Source organism: Micromonospora sp. NPDC023956 (assembly GCF_040639195.1).
Lineage (GTDB): Bacteria > Actinomycetota > Actinomycetes > Mycobacteriales > Micromonosporaceae > Micromonospora.
Map to the genome: position 1 here is coordinate 188,604 of NZ_JBEZZN010000011.1, position 23,513 is coordinate 212,116.

At 71.8% G+C, this 23,513-nt stretch carries 19 protein-coding genes and 1 pseudogene; 12 read left to right on the top strand and 8 right to left on the bottom strand.

From position 1 onward, the window contains the following. The first annotated feature begins 38 nt into the window (after window positions 1-38). The 3 genes from AB0F58_RS21705 to AB0F58_RS21715 all read left to right on the top strand — a co-directional run bounded on the left by AB0F58_RS21705 (window position 39) and on the right by AB0F58_RS21715 (window position 3,844). Window positions 39-1,247: a glycosyltransferase family 4 protein gene (locus tag AB0F58_RS21705; RefSeq protein WP_357145671.1), complete on the top strand. Its 1,209-nt coding sequence runs from the start codon at window positions 39-41 to the stop codon at window positions 1,245-1,247. Window positions 1,248-1,429: 182 nt separating this feature from the next. Further along, on the top strand, window positions 1,430-3,139 hold the full coding sequence (locus tag AB0F58_RS21710; protein ID WP_357145673.1) for a DUF4012 domain-containing protein: 1,710 nt from the start codon (window positions 1,430-1,432) through the stop codon (window positions 3,137-3,139). A 12-nt stretch (window positions 3,140-3,151) separates the two neighbouring features. Continuing rightward, entirely contained in the window at window positions 3,152-3,844 is a 693-nt protein-coding gene (locus AB0F58_RS21715; RefSeq protein WP_357145676.1) for a hypothetical protein, read from the top strand. A gap of 67 nt (window positions 3,845-3,911) precedes the next feature. Here AB0F58_RS21715 and AB0F58_RS21720 read toward each other — a convergent pair whose 3' ends face one another. Beyond that, entirely contained in the window at window positions 3,912-6,182 is a 2,271-nt protein-coding gene (locus tag AB0F58_RS21720; protein ID WP_357145679.1) for an excinuclease ABC subunit UvrA, read from the bottom strand. 168 nt (window positions 6,183-6,350) lie between these two features. On the opposite strand from AB0F58_RS21720, the gene AB0F58_RS21725 reads away from it, so the two are divergent. Beyond that, complete coding sequence (locus tag AB0F58_RS21725; RefSeq protein ID WP_357145682.1) at window positions 6,351-7,094, top strand: MerR family transcriptional regulator; 744 nt, start codon at window positions 6,351-6,353, stop codon at window positions 7,092-7,094. Window positions 7,095-7,212: 118 nt separating this feature from the next. Here AB0F58_RS21725 and AB0F58_RS21730 read toward each other — a convergent pair whose 3' ends face one another. Continuing rightward, the gene (locus AB0F58_RS21730; RefSeq protein WP_357145684.1) at window positions 7,213-7,737 is read right to left on the bottom strand and encodes a MarR family transcriptional regulator; all 525 of its coding nucleotides are present in this window, start codon (window positions 7,735-7,737) and stop codon (window positions 7,213-7,215) included. An 85-nt stretch (window positions 7,738-7,822) separates the two neighbouring features. On the opposite strand from AB0F58_RS21730, the gene AB0F58_RS21735 reads away from it, so the two are divergent. Continuing rightward, window positions 7,823-8,464 carry an NAD(P)H-dependent oxidoreductase gene (locus tag AB0F58_RS21735; RefSeq protein ID WP_357145687.1) on the top strand — a complete coding sequence of 214 codons (642 nt, stop codon included), beginning with the start codon at window positions 7,823-7,825 and terminating at the stop codon, window positions 8,462-8,464. 82 nt (window positions 8,465-8,546) lie between these two features. On the opposite strand, the gene AB0F58_RS21740 is transcribed toward AB0F58_RS21735, so the two are convergent. After that, window positions 8,547-9,143: a peptide deformylase gene (locus AB0F58_RS21740; RefSeq protein WP_357145690.1), complete on the bottom strand. Its 597-nt coding sequence runs from the start codon at window positions 9,141-9,143 to the stop codon at window positions 8,547-8,549. A gap of 292 nt (window positions 9,144-9,435) precedes the next feature. Here AB0F58_RS21740 and AB0F58_RS21745 point away from each other — a divergent pair, with 292 nt between their 5' ends. Together AB0F58_RS21745 and AB0F58_RS21750 are read left to right on the top strand one after the other, a co-directional pair. Beyond that, window positions 9,436-10,104 (top strand): peptidylprolyl isomerase, encoded by a 669-nt coding sequence (locus AB0F58_RS21745; protein ID WP_357145800.1) that lies wholly within the window; start codon window positions 9,436-9,438, stop codon window positions 10,102-10,104. A gap of 351 nt (window positions 10,105-10,455) precedes the next feature. After that, window positions 10,456-11,655, top strand: a complete 1,200-nt coding sequence (locus AB0F58_RS21750; RefSeq protein ID WP_357145693.1) for an RtcB family protein — start codon at window positions 10,456-10,458, stop codon at window positions 11,653-11,655. Window positions 11,656-11,906: 251 nt separating this feature from the next. On the opposite strand, the gene AB0F58_RS21755 is transcribed toward AB0F58_RS21750, so the two are convergent. Continuing rightward, window positions 11,907-12,521 carry a TetR/AcrR family transcriptional regulator gene (locus AB0F58_RS21755; protein WP_357145696.1) on the bottom strand — a complete coding sequence of 205 codons (615 nt, stop codon included), beginning with the start codon at window positions 12,519-12,521 and terminating at the stop codon, window positions 11,907-11,909. Window positions 12,522-12,618: 97 nt separating this feature from the next. Here AB0F58_RS21755 and AB0F58_RS21760 point away from each other — a divergent pair, with 97 nt between their 5' ends. Together AB0F58_RS21760 and AB0F58_RS21765 are read left to right on the top strand one after the other, a co-directional pair. After that, window positions 12,619-13,548, top strand: coding sequence for an NmrA family NAD(P)-binding protein (locus tag AB0F58_RS21760; RefSeq protein ID WP_357145699.1), 930 nt, complete (start codon window positions 12,619-12,621; stop codon window positions 13,546-13,548). A 1,243-nt stretch (window positions 13,549-14,791) separates the two neighbouring features. Then, complete coding sequence (locus tag AB0F58_RS21765; RefSeq protein ID WP_357145702.1) at window positions 14,792-15,310, top strand: hypothetical protein; 519 nt, start codon at window positions 14,792-14,794, stop codon at window positions 15,308-15,310. 263 nt (window positions 15,311-15,573) lie between these two features. On the opposite strand, the gene AB0F58_RS21770 is transcribed toward AB0F58_RS21765, so the two are convergent. Next, window positions 15,574-15,927, bottom strand: a complete 354-nt coding sequence (locus AB0F58_RS21770; RefSeq protein ID WP_357145705.1) for a nuclear transport factor 2 family protein — start codon at window positions 15,925-15,927, stop codon at window positions 15,574-15,576. A gap of 272 nt (window positions 15,928-16,199) precedes the next feature. Continuing rightward, window positions 16,200-16,376: pseudogene (locus AB0F58_RS21775) on the bottom strand (deaminase); the annotation flags it as partial. 321 nt (window positions 16,377-16,697) lie between these two features. On the opposite strand from AB0F58_RS21775, the gene AB0F58_RS21780 reads away from it, so the two are divergent. After that, on the top strand, window positions 16,698-17,933 hold the full coding sequence (locus AB0F58_RS21780; RefSeq protein ID WP_357145707.1) for a pectate lyase: 1,236 nt from the start codon (window positions 16,698-16,700) through the stop codon (window positions 17,931-17,933). Window positions 17,934-18,369: 436 nt separating this feature from the next. Here the strand turns inward: AB0F58_RS21780 and AB0F58_RS21785 are convergent, their stop codons facing one another. Then, window positions 18,370-18,651, bottom strand: a complete 282-nt coding sequence (locus tag AB0F58_RS21785) for a hypothetical protein (protein ID WP_357145710.1) — start codon at window positions 18,649-18,651, stop codon at window positions 18,370-18,372. 482 nt (window positions 18,652-19,133) lie between these two features. Beyond that, entirely contained in the window at window positions 19,134-19,625 is a 492-nt protein-coding gene (locus AB0F58_RS21790) for an ABC transporter permease (RefSeq protein WP_357145713.1), read from the bottom strand. 83 nt (window positions 19,626-19,708) lie between these two features. Between AB0F58_RS21790 and AB0F58_RS21795 the strand changes: the two genes are divergently transcribed. Further along, complete coding sequence (locus AB0F58_RS21795) at window positions 19,709-21,403, top strand: ABC transporter ATP-binding protein (protein ID WP_357145716.1); 1,695 nt, start codon at window positions 19,709-19,711, stop codon at window positions 21,401-21,403. Continuing rightward, a complete protein-coding gene (locus tag AB0F58_RS21800) occupies window positions 21,400-23,166 on the top strand; it encodes an ABC transporter ATP-binding protein (protein ID WP_357145718.1) in 1,767 nt (588 codons plus the stop codon). The genes AB0F58_RS21795 and AB0F58_RS21800 overlap by 4 nt, the downstream gene beginning before the upstream one ends. Window positions 23,167-23,513 lie beyond the last annotated feature (347 nt).

Below are 23,513 nucleotides of genomic sequence, written 5' to 3' on the forward strand. Positions count from 1 at the left end.
CCGGGTGCCGCGCCGACGGGCGGGACGGAGGTGTCCCGGTGCGGATCGGCGTCCTGACATACCACTTCCCGCCCGAACCGGCGTTCCTGCCCGGCAGCCTGGCCGAGGAGTTGGCCGCCCGGGGTCACGAGGTGCGGGTGCTGACCGGGTTCCCGCACCACCCGGGCGGCCGGATCCACCCGGGGTGGCGGCAGCGCTGGTGGTACGAGACCCGCAGCGAACGACTGACCGTGCGGCGGGTGCCGCGCTACGCCGCCGACGTCTCCCCCCGGGCGCGGCTGGCCGGTCAGCTCACCTTCGCCGCCGCCGCCGCGCTGGCCGGACGCCGGTTCCTGGCCGGGATCGACGCGTTGCACGTGTGCCAGTCGCCGGCGGTCACCCTCGCCGCCGCGGCGCTGCGGCGGGCGCTGCCCGGGGTGCCGGCCCTGCTGCACGTGCAGGACCTCACGCCGCGTGCCGAACTGGCCGGGGAACCCGGCGGCGAGGGGACCGCCACGGTCCTGCGCCGGCTCCTGCGGGAGGCCGACCTGGTCGCGGTGAGCGCCCCGTCCATGCGGGAGCTGGTGACCGCCGCCGGTGCCGATCCGTCCCGGGTGCGGCTGGTGCTGCCCTGGACCGACGAACGGATCTTCCGGCCGGTCCGGCCGAGCGCTGCCGCCCGCCGTCTGGTCGGCGGTGCCGGGCGCTGCGTGGTGATGCACACGGGCCCGATCGGCGATCGGCAACGGCTGGAGACCGCCGTCCGGGCGGCCGCCGCGGTGCCGGACCGTACGGACCTGCTCCTCGTCGGCTCCGGCGTGGACGAGCCACGCCTGCGGGGGCTGGTGGCCGACTGGGGGGTGCGCAACGTCCGCTTCGTCGAACCGCGCTCGCCCGCGCAGCTGGCCGACCTGCACGCGGCCGCCGACTACCAGCTGGTGGCGCTGCGGGACCTGCCCGAGCTGCGCGGGGTGGTGCCCGTGGAGCTTCCCACGGCCTTCTCCTGCGCCGCACCGGTCATCGCCGCCGCCGCCGGTGATCCCGCGACGATGGTGGAGCGGGCTCGGGCGGGGCTGTCCTGTCCCCCGGAGGACTGGGCGGCGCTGGCCGACCGGTTCTGGCTGGCCGCCGCCATCGGGGCCGAGGCGCGCACCGGGATGGGCCAGCGGGGCCGGGAGGCGTACCAGCGGGACATGTCGCTGCGGGCGGGCGTGGACCGGATCGAACGGATGCTCTACGACGTCGCCGCCCGGCGCACGCGGCGCTGAAGCCGATTCACGAACCGCCTATCTTCCCCAATATTGCACGAAATGCGACGCCAACCCGCCAAACCAGGTAAGAAGTGATGGGAAAGCGCTTTTCATCTCCCCTGCCTGGAGGTCGGATGACCACTCGCGGAGCGCCGTGGTGGCGCCGTGGTCGTGCGCGTCGGCGACTACGCCGAGCGGCGGTGGCCGGAGCGTTGGTCGTCTCGCTGGTCCTGGTCGCCGGCGGTTGGGTCGGATTCCGGGCCTGGCAGGCCCGGAACCACCTGCTCGCGGCGGCCGATCTGGCGCGTGAGCTGAGCGCGCAGGTGGTCGGCGGGGACGTCGACGGCGGCCGGGACACCCTCGCGGCACTCCAGGAGCGGGCCGCCGCCGCCCGGCGGGCGACCGACGATCCCGGCTGGGCGTTGGGCCGGCGGGCGCCCCTCGCGGGCGACGACCTCACGGCGGTCCGCCAGGTGGCGGTCACCGTGGACGAGTTGGCCCGGCAGGCGTTCCCCCGGCTGCTCGGTGTCGACCTGGACCTCCTCCTGCCCCGGCAGGGCCGGCTCGACCTGGCCGGTCTGCGCGCGGCGGAGCGGGAGCTGACCGCTGCCGCCGGCGTCGTCCGGCAGGCCCGAACCCGGCTGGCCCGGGTGCCCGCCGGCGGCCTGGCCGGGCCGGTCGGTGCGGCCGTGGCCGACCTGCGCGGCGAGGTCGACCGCCTGGCCGGCGTCACCGACGCGGTCAGCCGGGGGGCCACGCTGCTACCCCCGCTGCTCGGCGTCACCGAGGGGCGGGACTACCTGCTGGTCTCCCAGAACCTCGCCGAGCTGCGCGCGACCGGTGGCATGTTCGGCGCCTACGCGGTCGTCCGGGCCGAGCGGGGACGGGTCCGACTCGTCCGGCAGGGCACGGCGGGCCAGCTCGGCCACTTCCTGCCGCCGCTGCCGGGGGTCAGCCCGGAGATGCGGGGCCTCTACACCGAGCTGCCGGGCATCTGGCCGGCGGACGTGAACCTGACCCCGCACTTCCCGACCGCCGCCGCGCTCTACCACGAGATGTACCGCCGTCGTAGCGGCGATGCCGTCGACGGCGTCCTGGCCACCGATCCGGTCGCGCTGTCCTACCTGCTGGCCGCCACCGGCCCGGTCGAGGTGCCCAACTTCGGCCGGCTGACCCGGGACAACGTGGTCCGGTCCCTGCTGTCGGAGAGCTATCTCACGCTCGACCTGCGTCGCCAGGACGAGTTCTTCGCCAGCTCGGCGGCAGCCGTGTTCGAGACCCTCCTCAGCAGGCCCGTCGCCCCGAAGGCGGTTTTGTCGGCATTCAACCGGTCTATTACGGAAAGCCGGATATTGTTCTGGAGTGCGCACCCGGAGGAACAGCGGTCACTCGGCGACAGCCGGCTGACCGGGGTGCTTCCGGACCGTGAGCCCGAGTCGACGGTCGGCGTCTTCCTCAACGACGGCAGCGGCACGAAGCTCGGCTACTACCTGAGACCGAGCGCGGAGTTGACGGTCGGCACGTGCCGGCCCGACGGTCGGCGCGAACTCCGGTTGAGGATGTCGCTGCGCTCCACCGCGCCGAGGTCCGGGCTCACGCCGTCGGTGCTGGGCGTCAACCGGCCGGGCGACCCGTACGTCGTCCGGACCCTGGTCTACGTGTTCAGCCCGGCGGGCGGATCGGTGGTGCGGGCCCGGCTGGACGGCGTCGAGACGTCGCTCGGCAGCGGGACCGAGCGCCGCCGTCAGGTCTCCGTCGCCACCGTCGACATCGGACCCGGGGAGACCCGGGACCTCGAGGTCGTGCTGCTGACCGACCGGAGCGGAACCGGTGGGGCCGCGTTGCGGCTCACCCCCACCGCCACTCCCTGGAACACCCACATCCAAACCGCGTCACCCTGTGACCAGTAGGAAGGACCCATCATGCGGCTATCCCGCATCATCACGACCATCGCGGTCGGTCTGGCCGTGGCGGCCACCCCGACCGCCGCGGGGGCGGCACTGTCCCAGCCGCAGCCGCCGCCCTACCAGCCGCCGGCACCGACCCTGACCGTCTCGCCGAGCACCGTGGACGTCGGCGAGATCGCCACGGTGACCGGCCGGGGCTTCGGCTCCCGCGAACTCGTGGAGATCACCATCACCACCGGTCCGCTGGCCGCCGGGGTGCCCGGACAGGACGCCCGGCGCAGCGACGGCAGCACCGTGGCGCTGGCTCCGGTGGCGTTCCACCGCGAGGAGCAGCCGCAGCCCGGCGGGGAGAACCCGCCCGAGCACGTGCCGGGCAAGGGCCCGTGGGACGGTTCGCACCACGGGGCGCGGCAGGTGTTCTGGATCCGCGCCGACGTGGACGGCTTCTTCGAGTTCGCCTTCCGTCCGCGCCACCCGGGGAAGATCACCATCACGGCACGGGGTCTGACCTCCGGTCGTACCGCCAGCGCGGTCCTGACCGTGTTGAAGCCGCACCACGGCGGCAAGGACCCGCTGCCGGTGACCGGCAGCAGCCTGGAGACCCCGCTCAAGGTCGGCGGAGGTCTGGTCGGTGTCGGCGCGGCACTGCTGCTGACGACGTTCGCGCTGCGGCGGCGCAACCGCGTCGGTACGGGCGCCGCGAGCTGAGGCGTCCGCACACCTCGCCCCGCCGGACCGGACGGTCCGGCGGGGCGACGTGCGTCCGGTGGCCCGGTCAGCGGGCGAGGTACCGGCGCAGGTGTCGGGCGGTCACCGTCTCGCCCCGCGTCACCAGGTCGGCGGGGGTACCGGTGAACACCACCCGCCCTCCGTCGTGCCCGGCTCCCGGCCCGACGTCGACCAGCCAGTCGGCGTGCGCCATCACCGCCTGGTGGTGCTCGATGACGACCACCGTGTCGCCGCCGTCGACCAGCCGGTCCAGCAGCGCCAGCAACTGGTCGACGTCGGCGAGGTGCAGGCCGGTGGTGGGCTCGTCGAGCACGTAGACGCTGGACCGCTGGGCCATCTGGATGGCGAGCTTGAGTCGCTGCCGTTCGCCGCCGGAGAGGGTGGTGAGCGGCTGGCCGAGGCCGAGGTAGCCGAGGCCGACGTCGGCGAGCCGGTCGAGGATGACCCGGGCGGGCCCGGCGGGGAAGAAGTCCCGGGCCTCGCTGACCGACATCCCGAGCACCTCGCTGATGTTCTTGCCGCGCAACCGGTAGGCCAGCACCTCCCGGGTGAACCGTCGGCCCTCGCACTGCTCGCAGACCGACGCCACCCCGGCCATCATCGCCAGGTCCGTCCAGATCAGGCCGATGCCCTTGCAGGCCGGGCAGGCGCCCTCGGAGTTGGCGCTGAACAACGCGGCGCGTACCCCGTTCGCCCGGGCGAACGCGGCCCGGATCGGATCGAGCAGCCCGGTGTACGTGGCCGGGTTGCTGCGCCGGGACCCCCGGATCGGGGACTGGTCGACGACCACCACGCCGTCCCGGCCGGCCAGCGAGCCGTGGATCAGGGAACTCTTGCCCGAGCCGGCGACCCCGGTGACCACGGTCAGCACGCCGAGCGGGATGTCGACGTCGACGTCGCGCAGGTTGTGCAGGTCCGCGCCACGGATCTCCAGTCGGCCCCGGTGCGGGCGGACCTGCGGGCGCAGGGTGACCCGGTGGTCGAGGTGGCGCCCGGTGAGCGCGTCGGAGCGGCGCAGTCCGGCGACGTCGCCGGCGTAGCAGATCCGTCCACCGGCCGGTCCCGCGCCGGGGCCGAGGTCGACCACGTGGTCGGCGATGGCGATGGTCTCCGGCTTGTGCTCCACCACCAGTACGGTGTTGCCCTTGTCCCGCAGCCGCAGCAGCAGGTCGTTCATCCGGTCGATGTCGTGCGGGTGCAGCCCGACGGTCGGCTCGTCGAAGACGTACGTGACGTCGCTGAGGCTGGAGCCGAGGTGGCGGACCATCTTGACCCGCTGCGCCTCGCCGCCGGAGAGGGTGGCCGACTCCCGGTCGAGGCTGAGGTAGCCCAGCCCGATCTCCACCAGCGAGTCGAGGGTTTCCCGGAGGGTGGCGACCAGCGGCGCCACGGACGGTTCGGTCAGCCCTCGCACGAACGCCGCCAGGTCGCTGATCTGCATCGACGAGCACTCCGCGATGGTGCGCCCGGCGACCCGCGCGGAGCGGGCGGCGGCGTTCAGCCGGCTGCCCCCGCAGTCCGGGCAGGTGGCGAAGGCGACCGCCCGGTCCACGAACGCCCGGATGTGCGGCTGCATCGACTCCCGGTCCTTGGTCAGGTAGAGCCGGCGCACCTTGACCACGAGCCCCTCGTAGCTCAGCGTGCTGCCACCGACCTTGATCTTGGTGGGTTCCCGGTGGAGGAAGTCGTGCCACATCTGCGGCGGGAAGTCCTGCACCTTCAGGTCCGGGTCGACGAGTCCGGACTGCGCGAAGACCCGCCAGTACCACGAGTCGACGCCGAAGTTCGGCACGGTGATCGCCCCGTCGTTCAGCGAACGCTCCACGTCGACGAGCTGGTGCACGTCCACGTCGGAGACCCGGCCCAGCCCCTCGCAGGCCGGGCACATCCCGTCCGGGGTGTTGAAGCTGAACGCGCTCGACGTGCCGACGTACGGGGTGCCGAGCCGGCTGAACAGGATCCGCAGCATCGCGTACGCGTCGGTGGCGGTGCCCACCGTGGAGCGGGAGTTGGCGCCCATCCGCTCCTGGTCGATGACGATCGCCGCGCTGAGGTTGCGCAACGCGTCCACGTCGGGCCGGCCGATGCTCGGCATGAAGGACTGGAGGAAGGCGGTGTACGTCTCGTTGATCAGCCGCTGCGACTCGGCGGCGATGGTCCCGAAGACCAGGGAGCTCTTGCCGGATCCGGAGACCCCGGTGAAGACGGTGAGTCGGCGTTTGGGGATGTCGACCGAGACCCCGGCGAGATTGTTCTCCCGGGCGCCGCGTACCTCGATCATGTCGTGGCTGTCGGCGGCGCGAGTGGACTGCTGCATGGTCACCCTTTCCGGGCAGGGTGCGTCCCGCCCGAGCTACGCGATGAGCTGGCGGGATTACATTCTCCCATTGACAGGCACGTTGAGACTTTCGCGATGCAGCCCCGGTGTTCGCCGACAAAAAGTAGGGAAAAGTCTCAACCGAGGGGGAGACGCTAGGGTGGGCCGGTGGTGGAACCCTCGCGGCTGCGCGCCGTGGACCTCGCGGCGAGTGTCGGAGTCTCGGTGCAGCAGGTCCGCAACTACGTCGACCTCGGGGTGCTCCCGCCGGTGGCGCGTACCCCCGCCGGATACCGGGTCTTCACCACCGCGCACGCCGAGGCGTTGCTGGTCGTCCGGCGGATGGCCGAGGGGCACGGGTGGGCCCGGACCCGGGAGGTGATGGCCGCGGTGCACGCCGGTGACCAGGGTGCGGCACTGGCGGCGCTCGACCGGGGGCACGCCGAACTGGACCGGGAGCGCGCCGAGATCCGGCGGGTGCTCGGCGCGTTCGACACCGTGGTGGCCGGCCCGGTGGTGACCGTGCCGGCCCGTCGTCGGGGGGTGCGGATCGGCGAGGTCGCCGACCTGGTCGGGGTCCGGACGTCCCTGCTGCGGCTCTGGGAGCGGCGCGGCCTGCTCCGGCCGGTCCGGGAACGGGGGACGACCTACCGGCTCTACGACGAGGCCGAGCTGCGCGCGGCTCAGGTCGTGGCGCTGCTGCGCCGGGGCGGCTACCCGTTCGACATCGTCGCGTCGGTGCTCGGCGAACTGCGCACCACCGGCAGCCCGCAGCGGGTCCGGGCCGAGCTGGCCCGCCGGGAGCAGGAGCTGCACCGGCGCAGCCTGGCCCGACTGGCTGCCTCGGCGGCCCTGTACGACTACCTGCGGTCCCGGGGACTGGCCGGGGCGACCACCCCGGGGTCGCCGTGACGGGCGCGGAGTCGTCGACGCCGTACCGCACTCCACGAACCGCCCCTGACGACACCCGCCGTCACCTGCACGGCATCGCACCGCTGCCGCGTCCGGCGTCGCGCGCCATGCGTGCGGGTCAGCAGTCGCCGATCTCCCCGGAGGTCCGCGGCGCGTCGGCCGCTGCGGCGGCAGTAATGGCCCGCGCGGCGTCGCCGAGCGCGGAGAGTTGCGCGGGGGTGAGCACGTCGACGACGAGGCGACGCGCCTCCCGGACGTGACCCGGGGCGATCTCCTGGAGCTTCGCCAGACCGGTGTCGGTGAGCACGGCCTTCGCCCGCCGGCAGCCGTCGGCGAGGTGGCGCCGTTCCACCCAGCCCGACCGTTCGAGCCGGGTGATCGCGTGCGAGAGCCGGGAGAGTGACCCCTGGGCCGAGCTGGCCAGCTCGGTGAGCCCCAGCGTGCGGTCGGCCGCTTCGGAGAGCGCGGCGAGCACCTGGTACTCGTAGGCATTCACGCCCGCGTCCCGCTTGAGTTGCGCGTCGAGCGCCGACGGCAGGACCGCCAGCAGGTCCACCAGGGCCCGCCAGTCACGCTGCTGGTCAGGCGACAGCCACGGCACGTCGGCCGGGGGCGTGGTCTCGTGGGTGCGGTCGGTGCTCACCGGAGGAATCCTACCGTTGACTTGAATGTTCAAGTCGGTGGTAGCCTTTACTTGAACATTCAAGCGCATCCCCCGGGAGATCCGTATGTCCCTGCTCCGCGTCGACGCCAGCATCCAGGGCGACCGGTCCGCCAGCGGCGCCCTCGCCGACCTCGTCGTCGACACGTTCACCGCCGCCCGGCCCGAGGTTCCGGTGGTCCGGCGTCACCTCGGTCAGGACCCCCTGCCGGCGGACGCCTGGGCCGCCGCCATCTCCGGCGGCTTCACGCCGGAAGGGGACCGCAGCCCCGCCCAGCGCGAGGGGCTGGCCACCGCCGAGCGGCTCGCCACCGAGCTGCGGCAGGCCGCGAGCGCCGTGTTCGCCCTGCCGCTCTACAACTTCGGCATCTCCCAGCACGCGAAGACCTGGCTCGACCTCGCCCTCGCCGGCGCACCCCAGGGCACCCGTCTGCTGGACGGGACGCCGACCGTCCTGGTCACCACCCGCGGTGGCGCCTACGGGCCGGGCACCCCGCGTGCGGGCTGGGACCACAACACCGACTACCTCCGGCGGATCCTCGTCGACGTCTGGGGCGCCGACCTCACGGTCGTCGAGCGCGAGTTCACCCTGGTGGGCGTGAACCCGGCCCTCGACGAGTTCTCCGAGATGGCCGCGGTGATGCGCAAGACCGCCGAGGAGGCCGCGGTCGAGGCCGGCGGGGCGCTCGCGAACCGGCACGCCGCCTGAGCTGTCGCCCGGCGCGGCTCCCGCCACGGACGTCACCGGGGTGCCGGAGCCGCGCCGGGCGCACTGCCGGCCGGCCCGGCGATCACCGGCCCTCGGCGGCCCGCTGGTCGACGGTTCGTCCGGCCGCGCCGTACGACCAGCCGGTCCCGGTGCCCCGGTACCGGGACACCGGGACCACCTCGGCCCCAGGCGGCATCCGCTCCCGGTACAGGCGCCCCTCCAGGTGGTCGATCTCGTGCGCCACCAGCCGGGCCAGCCCGTCGCGGAAGCCGGTGACCGTGAGGTGCCCGTCGACGTCCTGGTGGGCCACCTCGATCCGGCTCGGCCGCCGGACCAGGCCCCGGACGTCGAAGAAACTCAGGCAGCCCTCGAACTGCTCGTCGGTCTCCGGGGACTCGTCGACCACCCGGGGATTGAGCAGGACCAGTTCCCTGCCGTCGGGGGCCCGGACGACCGCGACCGCGCGCCCGACGCCGAGCTGCGGCGCGGCCAGCCCCATCCCCTTGGCGAACGGGTGCACCGCGGCGACCCGGGACATCGTGGCGCGCAGGCGGGTGACCACCCGGTGCGCGTCCGGCGCCTCGGCGGGAAGCGTGAAGGGCACCGCCGGGCGGGCCAGGACCGCCGCGCCCTCCTGGGCGATACCCAGCTCGATCATGTTCTGGCTCGGTGTCGGCATCCGCTGCTCGCTCCCGTCCGTTCCCGGTCCGGCGGGCTGATTCTGCGTCGCCGGGCGCACCGGCCACCACGCCCACCGGGTGTCGGGTATCCGTCACCGGACGGGTCGGTGTCGGCACCCCGCCCGGCCCCGGTCGCATCGACAAGCCCGGGCCAACTCCATAGACTGCGATCTTTCCGCCCGTCGTCGTGCAGGAGGACCCGTGTCGCGCACCCCCCGACCACCATCCGCCGCCCCCGTCCGGGCCCGGTTGCTCGGCGGCGTCCTGGTCGCCGGGGCGCTGCTCGGCACCGTGGGCGTCGCCGTGCCGGCCGCCGCAGCCGAGCCCGCCCGGACCACGCCCGGCCCGTGCGGGTACACCGCCACCCCGGACGACCCGGCCGCCCGGCCGGTGCCCCTGCCCCCGGACCCGCGCCGCACGCCGGAGCGCGGGACGGTCCGGGTCACGCTGCGCACCAACCAGGGGCCGATTCCCCTGGTGCTCGACCGCGAGCAGGCGCCCTGCACCGTGCAGAGCTTCCTGCACCTGGTCCGGCACCGCTTCTACGACGACACCACCTGCCACCGGCTCACCGCCTACCCGACGCTGAAGGTGTTGCAGTGCGGCGACCCGTCCGGCACCGGCTCGGGCGGACCGGGCTACCGGTACGCCGACGAACTCCCCACCGACCTGCCGCCGTCCCCGACCGATCCGACCGGCGTGCGCCGGCTCTACGCCCGGGGCACCCTGGCCATGGCCAACGCCGGCCCGGACACCAACGGCAGCCAGTTCTTTCTGGTCCAGTCCGACTCGGCGCTGCGGCCGAACTACACCGTCTTCGGCACGATCGAGCCGGCCGGACTGGCCACGCTGGACCGGATCGCCGCCGCCGGGATCGCGCCGACCGTGGAGGACCCCGCCCCGGTCGACGGCGCGCCCGCCGTGCCGGTCGACATCGACCGGGCGAAACGCGGCCGCTGACGTCTCCCCGCCGGGGACGGGGACCATCGGATCCCCGCCCCCGGCGATATCTGTTGCGGGCCATCCGACCCGCCCCTACCGTGGACGACAGTCCACCGACGATCCCCGGGAGTCACCGTGACCCGCCTGCCCCGTACCGGCACACCACGCCCCTGCCGGCGTGGACCGGTCGTGGTGCCCGCGCGGGCGCGTCGTGCCCGCGTCGCGTGGTATCCGCAACGTTCCCGGGGTGGCGGCGCGTGACAGCGCCCGTGTGACGGCACCTGCGCCGCCCACCCCCGCCGGGTAGGGCGGCTTTTTCGTGCCCGGCCGGCGACTCTTCCCCCGCCAGTCGACCCACAGGAGACGACCATGAGTTTCACCCCGCTGGCCGGCACCCGGGCCCCGGTCCGGGTCTGGACCGACCCGTACGCCATCGAGGAGCAGGCCCTGCGGCAGCTGCGCAACATCGGCGCGCTGCCCTGGGTCGAGGGCGTCGCGGTGATGCCCGACGTGCACTTCGGCAAGGGCGCGACGGTCGGTTCGGTGATCGCGATGCGGCAGGCGGTCTCCCCGGCGGCCGTCGGCGTGGACATCGGCTGCGGCATGTCGGCGGTCCGCACCTCGCTGACCGCGTCCGACCTGCCGGACGACCTCGCCCCGCTGCGCAGCGCGATCGAGGCGACCATCCCGGTCGGCTTCGCCAAGCGCGACCGGATGGTCGACCCGCGCCGGGTACGCGGCCTGGAGCAGCGCGGCTGGGACGACTTCTGGGGCCGCTTCGACGACCTCGACCGGCGGGTCCGGCAGCTCAAGGACCGGGCCCAGCACCAGATGGGCACCCTCGGCGGCGGCAATCACTTCATCGAGGTCTGCCTGGAGCAGGGCGGCGACGACGAGGGCCGGGTCTGGCTGATGCTGCACTCCGGCTCCCGCAACATCGGCAAGGAACTCGCCGAGCGGCACATGGCGGTGGCCCGGGGCCTGCCGCACAACGCCGACCTGCCGGACCGCGACCTGGCGGTCTTCCTCGCCGGCACCCCGGAGATGGACGCCTACCGTCGGGACCTGTGGTGGGCCCAGGAGTACGCCCGGCGTAACCGGGCCGTCATGCTCGCGCTGCTCTGCGACGTGCTCCGGGCGCAGCTGCCGCAGGTCCGCTACGACGAGCCGATCTCCTGCCACCACAACTACGTGTCCGAGGAGACCTACGACGGGGTGGAGGTGCTGGTGACCCGGAAGGGCGCGATCCGGGCGGGCGCCGGTGACCTGGGCATCATCCCCGGCTCGATGGGCACCGGCTCGTACATTGTGCGCGGTCGGGGAAACCCCGACGCGTACTGCTCCGCCTCGCACGGGGCGGGCCGGCGGATGTCCCGGGGCCAGGCGAAGCGGACCTTCACCACCGAGGACCTGGCCGCCCAGACCGCCGGCGTGGAGTGCCGCAAGGACCCGGGGGTGGTCGACGAGATCCCCGGCGCGTACAAGGACATCGTCGAGGTGATGGCGCAGCAGGAGGACTTGGTCGACGTGGTCGCCCACCTCAAGCAGGTGGTCTGCGTCAAGGGCTGACACCGTCCCGCGTCAATCTTGGACAGTTACCGTCACGTGCGGGCGGTAACTGTCCAAGATTGCCAGCGGGGTACCTCGGGCGCGGCGCGGCCGGGTGCAGGAAGCGGTGAGGCGGTCGGCTGAGTTCGGCAACGCCCCCTCGGAACCTCCCGCAGGACGAGCAATTCGACCAGGAAATCGAATACTCCGAACGATCGCGGGGCGCAGTCAGGACAGCGGTAGAGGTGGATCGGGCCTCCCTGAACTGCGGCTTACGACCAGGCCCCGGCCCCGAGGGCGTGGTCAGGCCTTGGTCCCGCGAGTGGGCTGTGCTGGGTGGGTTTCTGTGGGGTCACCGTGAACCCCGTCATCGCCAGCGAGAGCAGACGGGTCGCCGTGGCCCCGGGGTCGCGGTCGTTCTCCGTGGCCAGGGCAATTCCGGTGGCCAGCGTCGACAGGTCGGTGAAGGTGACGTCGGGTGCCAGCATTCCGGCCTCGGCGGCCCTGCGAACCAGCGGCTCGCCCGCCTCGGAGAGTTGGTCGGACGCGCAGTAGACGCCTTCGGTCCGGCCGCGGTTCAGCGCCTCGGCCAAGCCCCGGATCGTCGCGGCGGCCCGCGTGATCGCGGTCAGGAAATCGACGAGCGCGGCCTGGGGATCCGGGTTGCCCGCCAGTTCGCCGGCGTGGGCGCAGAGGGCGTCGATGCGCTCCCGGAAGACGGCTTCGAGCAGGGCGTGCCGGGTCGGGAAGTGGCGGCGGACCGTGCCGGAGCCCACCCCGGCGGTCCGGGCGATCTGTTCCAGGGAGGCGTCGGCTCCGTGCACGGCCACTGCCTCCGCTGCCACCGCGAGCAGTAGTTCGTAGTTTCGGCGGGCGTCCGCTCGCATGTCTCACCTCGGCGTTGCTAAGCGGCGGGGTCCGCCGTATCTTAGCAGCAAGCATAAACGGCGGCCCCCGCCGATTCTTGTGTCGAGGAGCGTATGCATGTCAGATCAAGCACCAGTCCTGGTCACCGGCGCTACCGGCCGGCAGGGCGGAGCAACCACGCGCGCCCTGATCGCCGCCGGCGTCCCGGTGCGTGCCCTGGTCCGTGACCCTGCTACCGCCAGGGCCGCCGCGGTCGCCGCCCTCGGCGCCGAGCTGGTCACCGGCGACCTCCGCGACCCCGCATCGCTGGTCCCGGCGGCCCAGGGCGCCCGCGCCGTCTTCTCCGTGCAGATGCCGGAGCTGCGCGGCGACACCTGGGACTTCGAGAGCGAACTCGCCCAGGGCGTCAACCTGATCGAGGCTGCGCTGGCCGCGGAGGTCCCGCAGTTCGTGCACACGTCGGTCTCCGGCGCCGGGCAGCACGAGCACGCCCCCGGCTGGGCCGACGGGCGCTGGGCCGCGATGGAGCGCGTCTACATGCCCAAGGCCGGGATGCAGGACCGCGTCCGGGCCGCCGGCTTCGACCGGTGGACGCTGATCAAGCCGGGCTTCTTCATGGAGAACTTCCTGCCCGACCTGGCCTACCTGCTACCGCGGGGCATCGCGGGCGGGCTCGCGACGGTCCTCCGGCCGCAGACCCACCTGTCGCTGATCGCCGTCGACGACATCGGCCGAGCGGCCGCGGCGGCCATCGCCGACCCCGACCGCTTCCACCGCGTCGAACTCGAACTGGCCGGCGACCACCTGCCGATGACCGAGATCGCGAAGATCATCGGTGACTCGCTCGGCATCGACGGCGCCGCTCCCGACATGACCGAGGCGGAGGCGCTCGCCGCCGGCATGCCGCCGTGGGCCACCACCTCCCACGAGTTCCTGAACGTCGCCGGGCAGCCGGCCCGGCCGGAGTTCGCGCGCACCCTCGACATTCCCCTGACCCCGTTCGCCGAGTGGGCCGACCGCCACCTGCGTCCTCTCCGTCAGAGCTGATCGCCCGAGCCGGTCAGACAGAAATGTCGAGGAAACCTTCCAGGTCGCGTACGCCCGCGCGCGTCTGCACGCCTACGGCGAGCTGCCGGTGAGCCGACTCCACCGTCTCCTCGGGTGGACAGCGAGAACAGGGCGACGTTCTTCGCTGCGTACGCTCGCGGGGAATCGTCGGGGTGCCGTACTCGGTGGTCGCTTCGGTCGCGGCGGCCTCCGCTGCAGGCGGGCGATCCGGAGTGCCAGCCGGTCGACGACAGCGTGGTTCACCGGGAGGCAGGCCCGTGCTGATCGCGTTGCCAGGTGCCCATGGGGACGCCGTCATCGGAGTCGAAGTGGAGTGACATGAGTGAGACATCCATGTTTGACTACCTCGCATGCGACCTGCGGGAACTTTCTGACGATCGACGTCGGTCAGGCTGGTGGGGTGGCGGTCGTCGCTGGCCCGGACGGCGGGTGGACGCTACTGACACTTGATGGTGGGCCGGTGTTGTCGAGCGCGGTATGGGTGGCCGAGGCCGGGTCCTTCCGGACGGGGCAAGCGGCGTGGCGGGCCGCGTCGACACACCCGGATCGCTTCGCACCGGCACCGACGTCGCGGCGAGCAGGTGCCGGTCGGCGATTCTCAGGTGGAGTCGGTCGACGTGATGGCCGCGGTGCTGCGTCGGGTGGCTGATGAGGCGACCCGCCTGGCGGGTGGGCCGGTGGGCAAGGTGCGGTTGGTGGTGCCGGCAGGGTAGGGGCCTCGGTGGCGGACGTGGATGCGTCATGCCGCGCACCGGGCAGGGTTGGGTCCGCCACCCTCCGGTCGCCGTCGCCGAGCACCTGGTGGCGGCTGGTACTCAGGTGCTGGTGGGCGCGCTTGAAGAGCTCAACCGGTGGCTCGGGTGCCAGAAGAGCGTGGGGCCGTACAGACAAGGAACAGCTTCCCTGACAGCAGTCAGGTCGACGTCCTAGGACGCTCTAGAGAGTGTGCGTCAGCATCTCCGACCTGCACGAACCGTGCGAGGAACCGGAAGACCGTCAACCGCCACCACGCCACGATCCGAGCCGGCGACCACGCGATCACCGCCGCCGACCTCATACCCGCTCAACCACAGACAGGTGAACCGTCCCCATCCGGCGGGGTTGCCACCTGACTCGCGGGAACTGTCCGCATGAGAGCGCGCTGCCTCCGCGCGGACCCCTACGGGAGGCATCCGGTCCTTCACGGATGTCCCATTCGGCGAGCAGTCCTAGGGTCACCCCCATGCCCGAAGTAGCACGCCGAGTTCCGACTCGGTGGACGTCGCCACTGCAGACATTCGTCCTTGCCTGCTCGGTCGTCTTCGCCATCGGCACCGCCATCCAGAACTTCGTCATCATCGACGAGCAGGCCATCATCGACATGATGCGCAGCGCGGGTGTTCCCAGCCCGCAAGCATCCACTGACGCGCCTGCCTTCCTTCTCGGCTTCCGCCTCGTGGGCTGCGCCTACATGGTCGGTAACGCTCTCGGGGTGCTGGCCCCGAGCGGACGCGCATGGGTTTTCTGGCTGGCACTACTGGTCAACGTGACGCAGGCGGCCGGCGTGGTCGTCATCCCGCCGGAGGTGTTCGAGGTGACACGAGATCGCTTCGGCGTGGTCGGCCTTCTGCCCACCTGGATGACAGATGGCGGCGCGGCGGTGCTGAGCCTGATTCTCGTGGTGTCGTTCTGGAGATACCGCACGCCGTGGGCTCACCAGAGCCAGGTCTCGACGCACATCGACGTGGAGCGGCGACCATAAGGCGTGTTTCATGATCGAATGTTGTCGGTCATGGAAACGGGGCTCAGACGGGCGTCTCTCTGGGGCCCAGGGCGGAGTGTCTCTCCATGAACCATCTTCATCGTGACGGTGCAGGTCACGGCCAGGTGGGACCCGGGGTCGCGATTCTGTTGGCCACCCGCGGCCTGAACCACCTCGCGGGCCTCATCCGTGGCCACCGTGACCACTCCGTCCTCGTCCTCCATCTCCTCGAGCGCCCGGTACCGGGCAGTTGAAGAGGCTGACTAGACCGGGACGAAGGTGGCGGCCAGCACCCGCCAGTTGCCGTCCTCACGCACCCAGAGTCGGGTGTAGCGCAGCCGCGCGGACATAGCGGCACCGCCCTGAACGGCATCCACCGCAGCGACCATGCGAGTCATCCCGGTCTGACCGTCTTCCTGAACGTCGAGCGACTCCTCCACCAGGCTGGTGATGCGCAGTGCACCGGAGCGGTAGCTCGCCAGGTCGTCTTCCTTCGTGAAGACCGTGCCGTCCGCTCCGGCACCCACGACCTGCGGGTGCAGTAGCGCGTCGAGAGAGTCGACGTCGGCGGCGCGCTGGGCGGCTTGGAGTTGCCGTTCCGCGGTGAGGAGATCCATCCACCGATCCTCCGCAGCGCGTCGCGACACGACAAGCGGGTTCGCTCGCGGCAGAACGGCGACGTCAGCCCGGTAGGGCGTTCACGGCGCAACCGCACCTCGGCATGTCCCTGGTCGGCCCACGGTGAGGGTCTTCTGCCTCACTCCGCGGCGCGGAATCATCGGGCCACGATCGATGTCCGGGGTTCGGGTCCCGTCCTGGGGGCGTCGGCGGGCGAGCGCAAGGAGGACGGCGCGCTGCCGGTGAGCTGGCGGCGATGGGCTCCCGTGATTCAGCGCGCGCGGCGGTAGTGCATGGCCACCGCGCCGTTGCGGAGCGGCTCCGCCGGAAGCAGCTCGAGGTGGCGGGTGCCGGGCAGACCGCCCTGGTGCAGCGTCGGGCCGTGGCCGGCGATCCTGGGATGGACGAGCATCCTGTACTCGTCGATCAGGTCCAGCCGGATGCCAGTGCAGCAGCCGCCGTTCGGCCAGGCGGGCCGCCGTGTCGAGCGCGATGCCGATACCGCCGGTCAGCAGCACGAGCGCGTACATGCCGGTGGGCTCGCCGGACTCCTGGCTGCTTCAGATCATCTCGCCGAGGCCCGCAGGTCGGCTCGGCGGGCGCTTGACAGGTTCCTACTTCACAAAGCGGTGACTCCCGGAGGCCACCGGGCTGTATTGGATAAAACGGATAGATCGTCTGTGACCCTTGCCTCATCATCGGCCAGTCTCTATGGTTGCCGGAAAGCGCTTTCCCGTGCAAGATGCTCATACTCGAAAGGTGAAATCGGATGAGACGCAAAGTCGCCACGCGGTGGCTGGCCGGCGGTGCCACTGTGGTCGCAGGTGCCGTCGCCGCGCTGGCGCTGCAGGTTCCCAACGCCTCGGCCGCCACGAACCTGAGCCTCGGCGCCGGTGCCGACGGCTCCAGCAAGGCCAGTGGTACCAGCTTCGGCAACGTCATAGACGGCAACGCCAGCACCTACTGGTCGCCGAGCGGCTCGACCGGCACGGTCTCGGTCAAGTGGGGCAGCGCCACGACGGTGTCCTCGGCCGTCATCGTGCAGGCCTCGGGCGGCGGCGCGATCAGCGGCTGGCAGCTCAAGAACCACGACACGGGCTCCGTCCTGGCCAGCGGCAGCAGCGCCCCGAGCACCATCAACTTCTCCTCGACGTCGCTGAAGAAGATCTCCTTCGTCATCACCAGCGGGTCCGGCACCCCGCGGATCGCCGAGTTCGAGACGTACTCCAGCGGCGGGTCGACCCCGACCCCCGGCCCGACCGGTAGCCCCACCAGCAGTCCGACCTCTAGCCCCACCAGCAGTCCGACGCCCAGCCCGACCGGCAATCCAGGCACGCCGACTGGCGCGTGGCCGTCGTCGGCCGGCTCGGTGAGCATCTCGGGCACGGTCAGCGTCACCGGCACCTTCGACGGCGGGATGAAGACCTACTGCTGCATCGGTGACGGTGGGCAGGGCGAGTCGCAGGACCCGATGTTCAAGATCGCCAACGGTGGCACGCTGCAGAACGTCATCCTCGGTTCACCCGCCGGTGACGGCGTGCACTGCGAGGGCACCTGCACGCTGCGCAACGTGTGGTGGAACGACATCGGCGAGGACGCCGCCACCTTCAAGCAGACCAACGGCGGTACCTCCTACGTCATCGGTGGCGGCGCGCGCAACGGCAGCGACAAGACCTTCCAGCACAACGGCAACGGCACGCTCAGCATCTCCGGCTTCTACCTCAAGGGCTCCGGCAAGCTGTACCGCGGCTGCGGCAACTGCACCACCTCGCACACCCGCCACGTGCGCATCGACAACGTCCTCGTCGACGACATCGACATGCTCGCCGGCATCAACAGCAACTGGAACGACACCGCGACGATCACTCGCGTGGTCGTCATCGGCTCAGCCACCATCTGCGGCAAGTACAAGGGTGTGCCCAAGGGCAGCGAACCCAGCTACCTCGGTGAGGGCTGGAACGACGCCAACTGCAAGGTCAACAGAAGTGACGTCACCTTCCGGTAGTCACTGGACCCGGATGTTCGCGACGGGGCACCTGCCTGGCGGGCGGGTGCCCCTTCCGTGTACGCCTCGCCCCCACCCAAGCCGCTGCGGGAACTGTCTCGGCTGGAGTGCTGACAACTCCTGACCCTGTGAGCGTTGGAGTCGGCGCCAGCAGATGATGGCGAGGGCGAGGAAGGCTTCGTGGATGTCGTCGCGGCTCTCCCAGCGGATGCGTAGGCGGCGGAACCAGGGCAGCAGGGTGATGGTCTGCTCGACGACCCACCGTCGGGTGCCGAGGCCGGAGCCGTGTCCGACGCCGCGACGGACGATGACGGGGTGATGCCCGTGGCTCGCGGCGGTAGCAGTCGTAGTCGTAGCCCCGGTCGGCGTAGATCTGTGTGGCGGTTACCTGAGGTCAGGGTCGCGGCGAGGGGGATGCCGCCCGCGTCCTGACCGGCTACGAGGTTTCGACGATGGCGCCGTTCGCGTCGATGCCGTGGGTGCGCCAGTAGACGTCCCACTCGTCGTCGACGTGCTTCGGGACCTTGCCCGCCGGATAGCGGGTGTACGGGGCGGTCGGCTCCTCGTCGTCCGGGATGCAGGCGCTGCCGCCCTGGCCGCCGACCGCGATCACCGGGTACTCACCATCACCGCAGATGTTCTCCCGGTAGGAGCAGCCAGTGGTCAGCAGCCCGCTCAGCCCGACCACGGCGAGGACGATCGTCATCCGCACACGCATGACCAACAGTCTGGTGGTGGGCGGCCGGGTCTGCCATCCGTACCCGTACCCAGAATTCGTTGATCGCGCCGTGCTGGCCGGCTCGCGGACCCGCTCGGTGGCCCGTTCTGCGATGGTCTTACGGTGTCGTGCCGGGAAGCCGGACCGTGACGACGAGCGAGTGACCAGCGGCGGTTCGATCATCAGCGGATCCAACGGGTGCGACGGCTGACAGAACCACGACGACTCAGAAGCCTGACACCCCTACCAACGACCCCGAGTACCAGACCTGGTCGATCACGTCCGGCACCGAACATCCCGCGGTGCCGTTCCGGCAGGCAACAGGCGAGACCAGGCATCGGAAACGTAGACGTCCCTGCTGGCGGCCATGTCTCCTCCCACTGGAGGCCGTGAGTTCCCGCCGCGGTGGTGCTCGACCCGCCTTCCCCGACCATCGGTGGGGTCGGGGACGTCGCTGCGCCCGCCTGACCTCCGACGGCGGATCACTCCCAGCGGAAGTGACGGGCCGCGAACCCACCCAGCACCACGGTGAACGCCACCATCACGGCCAGGTGCAGCAGCGTGGGCCACGAGCCCGCCCAGGCGTCCTGCACGGCCAGGGACGCGGCCCCCCACGGCGTGAAGTCGGCGATCTTCCTCACCATGTCCGGCATCTGCGGTCCGGGCGTCCACACCCCGGCGAAGAACATCGGAAAGTAGATCAGCTGGCCGACCCCTGACGAGGCCCGGGCGCTCGGCGTGACCGCCGCCACGAGCAGCGCGACGGCGCACATCGCGCCCGCCCCGAGCGTGAACGCCAGCACCAAGCCGACCGCGTTACCGGGCGGCGGGACGTCGAACACGGTCGCCGCCACGAGCCAGGCCAGGCCGCAGGCGAGCAGCAACGCGCCGACGTTCACGGCCACCTGCGCGACGAGCAACGCCGCCGGCGAGACCGGGGTGGTCCGGGAGAGGCGCATGGTGAAGTACTCCAACTCGCGTCGTAAGGTAAGCCTTTCCTAACCGGGCCCGTAAGGTGCTTCACGTTCCGGTGCAGGTCACAAGGGGGTACGAGGAAGTGAGCAAGTCCAGTCCCGGAACCGCTCTCCTCCGCCGGGCGGTCGCCCGCAACGGGCGACGCCTCTGGACCGGAACGGCATTGGCCAGCGTCTACCAGCTCTGCGCAGCCCTGGTGCCGGTCCTCATCGGGCTCGTCGTGGACCGGGCCGTCGCCACCGGCGAACCGAGCGCGCTACTCATCTGGATCACGGTCCTGGCGCTGGTCTACCTCGTCCTGATCGTCACGTACCGTTACGGCGCTCGACACCTGCAACGGGCCATCGCCGAGGAAGGCCACCAGCTGCGGGTGGAGGTGGCGGCGAAGGTCCTGGACCCACGCGTGCTCCGGACCGACCGACCCACCGGCGACCTGCTCGCCATCTCGACCACGGACGCCGACTACACCTCCTACCTGCTCGACCACATCCCCCGGATCACCAGTGCGCTGGTGGCGGTCACGGTCAGCGCGGTCACACTGCTGCTGATCTCGGCACCGCTCGGACTGACCGTGCTGGTCGCCATCCCGATCGTGCTGACAGTCCTCAACCTCACCGCACCGCTCATCGCCAGGCGCGTCAAGGAACAGCAGGACCAGGCCGGCAGGGCCACCGCCCTCGCCACGGACCTGGTGACCGGCCTGCGCCCCCTGCGCGGCATCGGCGCCCAGGACACCGGCGCCGAACGCTACCGCCAGGTGAGCCGCCACTCCCTGACGGCCACACTGCGCGCCTCCCGAACCCAGAACGGCTACCTGAGCGCGGCCACCACCCTCAGCGCCCTGCTCACCGGCGGCATCGCGATCACGGCGGGCTGGTTCGCGCTGACCGGCCGCATCACTGTCGGCCAGTTCATCACGGTCATCGGCTCCGCACAGTTCCTGATCGAGCCGTTCGGCGTCCTCTCGGTCGTACCCAGCTGGACCGCCGCGGCGCGCGCCGCAGCCGACCGGGTGGCCGCCGTCACCCAGGCCGGGGTGACACTGCCGCCGCCCACCGCCACACCCGGCGGCACCGAGCACGACCTACGCCTGACCGACGTCACCTACGGTTCACTGACCGGCCTCGACCTGCACGTCCGCCCCGGTGAGTTCGTCGGCGTCGTGGCCGACCGCCCGGCGGACGCCGAAGCACTGGCGTGCGTCCTGGCGGTCCCCGACTCCTACGAGGGCGACATCCTGCTCGGCGGAGGACGGCTGGACACCGTGGACCGTGGCCGGGCGCGCCGCCTGCTGCACACCGAACCGCACCGCACCGACCTGTTCACCGGCACCCTCATCTCGAACATCGCCATCCACGACGACCACACCGGACGACTCGCCGAAGCCCTGCGCGCCGCTGCCGCCGACGAGGTGGCCCACCTGCACCCGGACGGTCTGCACATGCCGGTCACCGAACGCGGCGCGAACCTGTCCGGCGGCCAGCGCCAGCGCATCGCACTCGCCCGCGCGTTGCTCGCCAGACCACCGCTGCTGGTCCTGCACGATCCGACCACCGCCGTCGACGCGGTCACCGAGCAGGCCATGGCCGACGGCATCCGCGCGCTGCGGCACGGACCGGACGCGTGCTACGGCACCGTCATCATCACCAGCAGCCCAGCGTTGCTCGCCGCCGCCGACCGGGTCGTGTTCATCGGAGATGGCAGTGTCACCGCCGAGGGTTCACACGCCGAACTCGTCACGCACGACGACAGATACCGCCGGGCGGTGCTGCGATGACCAACCCGATCCTGCCCGTGGCCAGCCCACGCGAGAGCAGAGCCTGGCTCGGCGCCGAACTGCGAGCCCGCAAACGGGCCACCGGCATCACGCTGCTCGTCGGACTGCTCGCCGCCGGCACCTCGATCGTTCCCGCCTACGCCCTCGGCCTGCTGGTCGACCGCATCCAGGCCGGCGGCGGCACCACAGCCCTCGTGCCGATCGCCGTGACCATCGTGATCGCCGCGGTCGTCGGCGGCCTGGCCACCGGCGCCGGTGCCCACTTCGTCCGCCGGCTGGGCGCACGGATCCTCGCCAACCTGCGCGAACGCGCCGTGGACACCGCGCTGCGCCTGCCCGTGGCGGTGCTCGACCGGGCGGGCCGGGGCGACCTGATCTCGCGGGTCGGCGCGGACATCAGCGCCATCGACAGGGCCGTCTCCGACGTACTACCCACCATGATCTCCGCGCTGCTCCTGGCGGCGATCAGCCTCACCGCGATCCTCGGCATCGACTGGCGGCTCGGGCTGGCCGGCGCGGGCGCCGTTCCGCTCTACGTGCTGGGAGCACGCTGGTACCTCCCCCGGGCCGCTCCCGCCTACGCGGCTGAACGGGTCGCCATCGCTCATCGCTCCCAGCAGTTCGTCGAGAGCGTGCAGGGCATCCGCACCGTGCACGCCTACCGGTTGGAGGATCGACACCTCGCCGGCATCGCCGGCGCCTCCGCACGCGCCCGAGACATCTCGATGAGCGTGTTCGCCCTCTACACCCGGTTCGTGGGACGCATCAACGGGGCAGAGCTGGCCGCGCTCGGCTCGGTGCTGGCGGTGGGATTCCTCCTCGTACGCCAGGAAGCTGTCACCCTCGGCGAGGTCTCCGCAGCCGCGCTGCTGCTGCACCGCCTGTTCGGCCCGATCCTCCAGCTGATGGTCACCTTCGACAAGGCCCAGGACGCCGGAGCCAGCCTCGCCCGCCTCGTCGGTGTCCTCCGCATGGACACCGAACGCCGCGCAGGCGTCACCACGGCGTCAGCGCACGACCTCGTCCTGACCGGCGTCAGCTTCAGCTACGACGGGGTCACACCCGTCCTGCGTGACGTCTCCCTGCGAATCGAGCCGGGGCACCATGTCGCGCTGGTCGGCTCCACCGGCGCCGGGAAGACCACCGTCGCATCGCTCGCCGCCGGCGTCCTACGGCCCGGACACGGCCACGCCACTCTCGGCGGTGTTCCCGTCACCGAGCTGCCCGCCCGCACGATCGCCATGGTCAGCCAGGAAACCCACGTGTTCGCCGGTCCGCTCCGCGAGGACCTGCGGATGGCCAGGCCACAAGCCTCGCCGGACGACCTCACCGCTGCCCTGGCCCGCGTCGGCGCCCTGGAGTGGGCGATCAACCTCCCCGACGGCCTGGACACCGTGGTCGGCGATGGCGGCCACCCCCTGACCCCGGCGCAGGCGCAGCAGTTGGCGCTCGCCCGGGTGGTGCTGCTCGACCCGGCGGTCGTGGTGCTGGACGAGGCGACCGCCGAAGCCGGCAGCGCGGGCGCGCGCGACCTCGAACAGGCGGCTGCCGCGGCACTGGAGGGACGAACTGCGCTGGTCGTCGCCCACCGCCTCACCCAGGCCGTGCCCGCCGACCACATCATCGTGATGGAACACGGCGAGATCGTGGAGAGCGGTCCGCACGCCGAACTGGTCGAGGCGGGCGGGAGCTATGCCCGCCTGTGGGCGGCATGGGCGACCCGAGCCACAGACGACAAGGAGCCAGCCGGTCAGCGGAGGTAAGACGCCACCACAAGCTCCTCGTCACCGAGTGCCGGACTCCGATGACGCGTCACGACTCCCATGGCAATGCTCGCAGTCTGTGTGTAGCTGCCCGCTGCCTGTCACGTAGGTGTGCGCATCGACGTGCGTCACGTAGGTGGCGCGCTGGGTGGTTGGGGGAGCATGCCCACGAGTCAGGTGCAGCGTGACCAGTTTCGGAGGTCTGCTCAGGACCCTCCGCCTGGAGCGGAAGCCGACCCAGGAGGAGCTTGCCGAGGCGGCCGGTTCCAGCGTCCGCTCTGCCGGACCGCAGGTTGCCCGGTGGCAACCTGCGGTCCGCACCGTCCTCCGTGCCGTCGCCGTGGCGA

Coding starts and splice junctions, on each gene's coding strand:
- AB0F58_RS21715 (WP_357145676.1), top strand. CDS start 3,152: ATGCGGCTATCCCGCATCATCACGACCATCGCGGTCGGTCTGGCCGTG.
- AB0F58_RS21720 (WP_357145679.1), bottom strand. CDS start 6,182: ATGCAGCAGTCCACTCGCGCCGCCGACAGCCACGACATGATCGAGGTA.
- AB0F58_RS21735 (WP_357145687.1), top strand. CDS start 7,823: ATGTCCCTGCTCCGCGTCGACGCCAGCATCCAGGGCGACCGGTCCGCC.
- AB0F58_RS21740 (WP_357145690.1), bottom strand. CDS start 9,143: ATGCCGACACCGAGCCAGAACATGATCGAGCTGGGTATCGCCCAGGAG.
- AB0F58_RS21750 (WP_357145693.1), top strand. CDS start 10,456: ATGAGTTTCACCCCGCTGGCCGGCACCCGGGCCCCGGTCCGGGTCTGG.
- AB0F58_RS21755 (WP_357145696.1), bottom strand. CDS start 12,521: ATGCGAGCGGACGCCCGCCGAAACTACGAACTACTGCTCGCGGTGGCA.
- AB0F58_RS21760 (WP_357145699.1), top strand. CDS start 12,619: ATGTCAGATCAAGCACCAGTCCTGGTCACCGGCGCTACCGGCCGGCAG.
- AB0F58_RS21765 (WP_357145702.1), top strand. CDS start 14,792: ATGCCCGAAGTAGCACGCCGAGTTCCGACTCGGTGGACGTCGCCACTG.
- AB0F58_RS21770 (WP_357145705.1), bottom strand. CDS start 15,927: ATGGATCTCCTCACCGCGGAACGGCAACTCCAAGCCGCCCAGCGCGCC.
- AB0F58_RS21780 (WP_357145707.1), top strand. CDS start 16,698: ATGAGACGCAAAGTCGCCACGCGGTGGCTGGCCGGCGGTGCCACTGTG.
- AB0F58_RS21785 (WP_357145710.1), bottom strand. CDS start 18,651: ATGCGTGTGCGGATGACGATCGTCCTCGCCGTGGTCGGGCTGAGCGGG.
- AB0F58_RS21800 (WP_357145718.1), top strand. CDS start 21,400: ATGACCAACCCGATCCTGCCCGTGGCCAGCCCACGCGAGAGCAGAGCC.